The sequence below is a fragment of the Methanobrevibacter sp. genome (assembly GCF_045646045.1).
Taxonomy (GTDB): domain Archaea; phylum Methanobacteriota; class Methanobacteria; order Methanobacteriales; family Methanobacteriaceae; genus Methanocatella.
On sequence record NZ_JAZRJY010000113.1, the window covers coordinates 1 to 5130 of the forward strand.

Annotated in this window: 3 protein-coding genes; all 3 read right to left on the minus strand. The window is 32.2% G+C overall.

Translation table 11 applies throughout. From position 1 onward, the window contains the following. Window positions 1–1516: right-handed parallel beta-helix repeat-containing protein (locus ACKI5C_RS07535; protein ID WP_407432548.1), on the minus strand; the 1516-nt coding region annotated here is incomplete at its 3' end. Between the two features lie 475 nt (window positions 1517–1991). Continuing rightward, window positions 1992–3632 carry a hypothetical protein gene (locus ACKI5C_RS07540; protein ID WP_407432549.1) on the minus strand — a complete coding sequence of 547 codons (1641 nt, stop codon included), beginning with the start codon at window positions 3630–3632 and terminating at the stop codon, window positions 1992–1994. A gap of 42 nt (window positions 3633–3674) precedes the next feature. After that, window positions 3675–5009, minus strand: coding sequence for an NADP-specific glutamate dehydrogenase (gdhA, locus tag ACKI5C_RS07545; RefSeq protein WP_407432550.1), 1335 nt, complete (start codon window positions 5007–5009; stop codon window positions 3675–3677). Window positions 5010–5130 lie beyond the last annotated feature (121 nt).

The window sequence follows — 5130 nt, forward strand, 5'->3', positions numbered from 1 at the left end:
GAGTAGTAGTGGCAACAATAGTGAAATTTTGACCAATTTCTAAATTCAAAGTTTTATTGTTTACATCTACGCGGGCTTCATACCTAATGCTGATATTGCCGTTATTGATTATTACATCGTCCAATCCAATATATGATGCACGTATATTATAGTCGCCGACATCATCAAATGTGTGTAATGCCCACCAGGTTCCATTAGAGGCATAGGTTGCATTAATTTCAGTACCGTTTGGAAGGATAAATAGTAATTTACCTTTCATGACTTCATTTGGAATATTGGATTTTGCAGTGATATTAACTGTTTTATTGTTGGTTGTCTTGGATGTGACATTCACGTTGAATTTAGTGTTGTTTGAAGTCGTATTTACTTTTTCAGTGTAGTATGAATCTGTGTCATGACAAACACCAATGAAATAATTATCTCCAACATTTCTGTTTAAAACAATCCTACCATTCGCATCCGTAACATAAACCTCATGGGAAACAATTTCATTATTAATAACTATACTAACAGTGATATTTTGGCCGGCTTCCTTATTGGATCTTGAAGGAGTAATAGAAGAACTGCCGGTGTTTGCAATTCCGTTTGCACCCCAGTATGTAACATTGGTGAAACTAACATCATCTGAAGAATAAATTGCGTTTAAAAGGTTGTCGTTACCGGTAAAAGTAATTGTAATGTTATTTTCATTTTTAATTACTTCTAAAGCTTCTGAATTAGCCCTATTGTTTAAGAAAATAGAATTGGAAACAGTTTTAGTGGCAGATGTAGTGTAGAAGTAAATTGCAGAACCCGTAGTCGCATTATTACCAGTAAAATTACAATTTGTCACATTACCATTATTCACGAAGAAAACCGCACCACCAAGAGTTGCAGTGTTGCCAGTAAAATTACAATTTGTTACACTACCAGAATACATGTAAACTGCACCACCCAAACTATTAGAACCAGTTGCTTTATTGTTAGTAAAATTACAATTTGTTACACTACCATCTCTCAGGAAAAAGACAGCACCACCCCAACTGTAATCCCCAGTTGCTTGGTTAGCAGTAAAATTACAATTTTCAACAGTACCTGATTGACTAAAGTAAATTGCTCCACCATCACCATTATAGTTTGCATTTTTAATGGTGAGATTTTTAATTGTTACTCCAGATGCGGTTACATAAAATGCCCTATGGCCTAATCCTGCCATGTCGATAACTGCACCGTTACCATCAATTACGCCAGAATTAGTGATTTCGATGGTCTCGCCGTCGCCATCAGCATAAGTATAATTGCCTTTAATTAATGTTATATCTCCGCCGGAGTTAATCTGTTGTCTTAAGTAAGTGTAGTTGTATTCACCAGCACCTAATATGTCAACATCATTTCCCACACTCAAAATTTCGTCATTTCCACTTGCAGATACTGTTTGTGTATCGTTTGTATTAATATCAGTCGCACTGACTGAACCTATTAAAAGAAACAATAGTACGACCAGTAATATTGTAAAAATGTGCTTTTTTAATTTCATTTATTTTTTTCTCCCATTTTGAATATTATTCTAATAAAAATGTTTTATACTATACAAACAATCTTGAAAGGTTGTGCTTTGTGAATAAAACATTTATATGGTTAAAGTTTTGTCAACAAATATATTTATATATTATGAAATTATATTCTGCATAGGGTGATTGCTTTTTGAAAAGTAGTTGATGCGGGTGGATACTGTTAATATTATTTCTGATTCATTTTTTTGGCCTATTTAATTTTTAACAATAATTCATTATCAAAAATCCTATAATATTATTTCCTAATTCATACGAAACATTATCTAAAAATAACTTTACAGCAATACTCCTGTTAAATGATTATTGCCCATCATTATTTAATAAATTACTAAGTAACTTATTAATTTACTTGTGGCTGATTGCAGGAATTATTGGACATAATTATTTTTTCATGATATCCACAACAGTAATCACTTAATTTAATCCCAAATGATTTTTTTACATAAATATAGGTTCTACCAATTTAATTACTTCATCTTTGTCAATTGATTCTTCGTCTATACCTTCCTGAGCTAATTCTAATGCATATTCCCATAGTACCCTATCAATTTTTTCTTTTTGGTAATCAGAGATTGAAAACCCCATAGATTTTGAATGTTTTTCAACTATGCCTTTTAAAACAAATAATAAATCATAAATCTGTGGATTATGTGTGGAAAAATTCCTATCTTGTGATGATCCATACATCCATTTAGCTTCTTTATTACGTTGTTTGTTATAAGCTCTATGGATAATACTTTCGATATATTTTTCATCTACGAATAAATCATTATCTTTTTCTATATCTTCATTATATATTTGCATGACTAATTTCATTAGGTTATTTTCGTTAACTAATTCATGACTGGATGCATATTCTTGTATTTTAGTTATATCATTTGCACGAGCGATATTGTTTAATCTATCTTCAATATTATTTACTTGGCCAGATAATGTTATGTTACGATTTTCTAACTCGCTGATTTTTTCTTCATACTCCTGTCTTAATTTTTCTGTTTCTTCTTCATGTTTTCTTTTTTCCTCTTTGAATTGACTTTGTAATTCATTATATGCATCACTATTTATCATCACATCATAATGAGCATATATAGTGAATTTATACATGTGTTTTTTGTACTCTTCCCTTACTCTATTAATATCTCTTTTAAAATAGGTTTCTTTTATTGGACTTGGTTTCCTACCTTGAATAAAATTAGCAAAATCCGCATCTTCTATTACACTGGCATTAAACTTTCTGATTCTATGGCTACTGAAAAATCCATACAATCCTCTCTTACCCCATTGAAATTTCTCATTAATCAGTTTAAATGCTGTGGATACTCCATCTGGAGATAATTGGAAAAAATGGTCATCATCTGTTAAACCCATACCCTCCGCTTTAAGATAGTTTATGCAAAATTGTGTTGCTTCGGGAGTTATTGGTGCATAATAAGTATAATTTGTTTTCTGTCTTTTCATTTTGAATACAGGAATTACTTCCAATTGATCACATTTTCCATCTAAGTCATTGATAATATCACTTGGTGTTTCTGGATTATTACAGAATGGTTTAACTCCTTCTAAAAATTGTTTGAAAGTGAAATTAACTAATTCCATCCTTGCAGCACCATTACATGCAGCAAATATAAATAGTGCTTTGTGTTTTGCTTTTTTTGTAGATTCTATGGCAGTTTTGATATCATTTATTGTAGGTAAATCTTCAAAACCAATAGAATCATTTGGTGATTCAGTTAAAACAGCATTTGGTATTTCTGGAAGTTCTACTCCATAAAAACGATATAATGCTTTTGCACATATCATATTTGTTTTTATAGTTGAAGCTTTATATTCTAAGTCATTGATTAAATGTGTTCTAAAATTTAGTAATCGTGTTCTAATTTTTCTTCTTGCTAAACGAACACTATTTTCTTCATCTCTTTCGGCTTCGTTTACTAATTCTTCTAATGTTAACTGATGATAGTTAGTATAATTCTTTAAACAGTTGCGGTATTTTTTTTTAGAATTATTAGATAGATTTTTTTCACTACATAGCGAAATGAAAATTTCATCTTCTTCAACATTGTAATTTTCCAGTGCCATGTAGTGTATATCTATCCTTCCTACTATAAAAGTAGGGTGGTTCTATACGATTCCTTGTGCGTTCATTGCGTCAACAACTTTTTTGAATCCTGCAATATTTGCTCCTGCCACATAGTTTTTACCTAAATCATATTCATCAGCAGCATCAGCAGCATCAGCAAAGATGTTTTCCATAATAGTTTGGAGTTTTGCATCAACTTCTTCAAATGTCCAAGCTAATCTTTGTGAGTTTTGTGACATTTCTAAAGCGGAAGTAGCTACTCCGCCAGCATTGGAAGCTTTACCTGGTGCGAATAAAACATCGTTTTCTTGTAAGAATTCTGTTGCTTCAATAGTAGTTGGCATGTTTGCTCCTTCAGCAACTGCTAAAACACCATTTTCAACTAAAGTTTTAGCATCTTCTAATTGTAATTCGTTTTGAGTAGCACATGGTAATGCAATGTCACATTTAACAGTCCATACACCTTTACCTTCGTGGTATTCGGCAGACGGTCTTGCTTCAGCATATGCAGTTAATCTTTCACGCCTTACTTCTTTTACTTCTTTTAATAATTCTACGTCGATTCCTTCTGGGTCGTAAATCCAACCAGTTGAATCGGAACAGGTTACAGGTTTACCACCTAATTGTTGAGCTTTTTGGATAGCATAAATTGCAACGTTACCTGCACCGGATACTGCAATGGTTTTTCCATTAATATCAATATCGTTTGCTTTTAACATTGCGTTTGTAAAGTATAATAAACCATATCCGGTAGCTTCAGTTCTTGCAAGAGAACCGCCAAAGGTTAATCCTTTACCAGTTAATACTCCTTCGTATAAACCTCTGATTCTTTTGTATTGACCGAATAAGAATCCGATTTCACGACCACCTACACCGATATCTCCTGCAGGTACATCAGTATCAGCACCAATGTATTTACATAATTCGGTCATGAAACTTTGACAGAATGCCATGATTTCTCTGTCAGATTTTCCTTTTGGATCGAAGTCTGATCCACCTTTTCCTCCACCAATTGGAAGTCCGGTTAAAGAGTTTTTGAAAATTTGTTCAAATCCTAAAAATTTGATGATACCTAAGTTTACTGAAGGGTGGAAACGTAATCCTCCTTTGTATGGTCCAATAGCTGAATTGAATTGGACACGGTATCCTGTGTTAACATGTACTTGTCCGTTGTCGTCAGTCCATGGGACACGGAATTTGAATTGTCTTTCTGGATTTGTTAATCTTTCAAGAAGTGCATTTTTCTTGAATTCTTCTTCATTTTCTTCAATAACAACCCTTAAGGATTCCAATACTTCGCGTACAGCTTGATGGAATTCTGGTTCTGAAGGGTTTTGTTCGATAATAGTTTCAATTACTTCATCTACGTATGACAAAATTATTCCTCCATCATTATAAAAAATATCATTTTAATATGACACTTAACTTTATGTATTTTCTTATATTTAATAGTTTTCAATTTTTTTAAAAAAAGTAGGATATAATTAATTATATCTA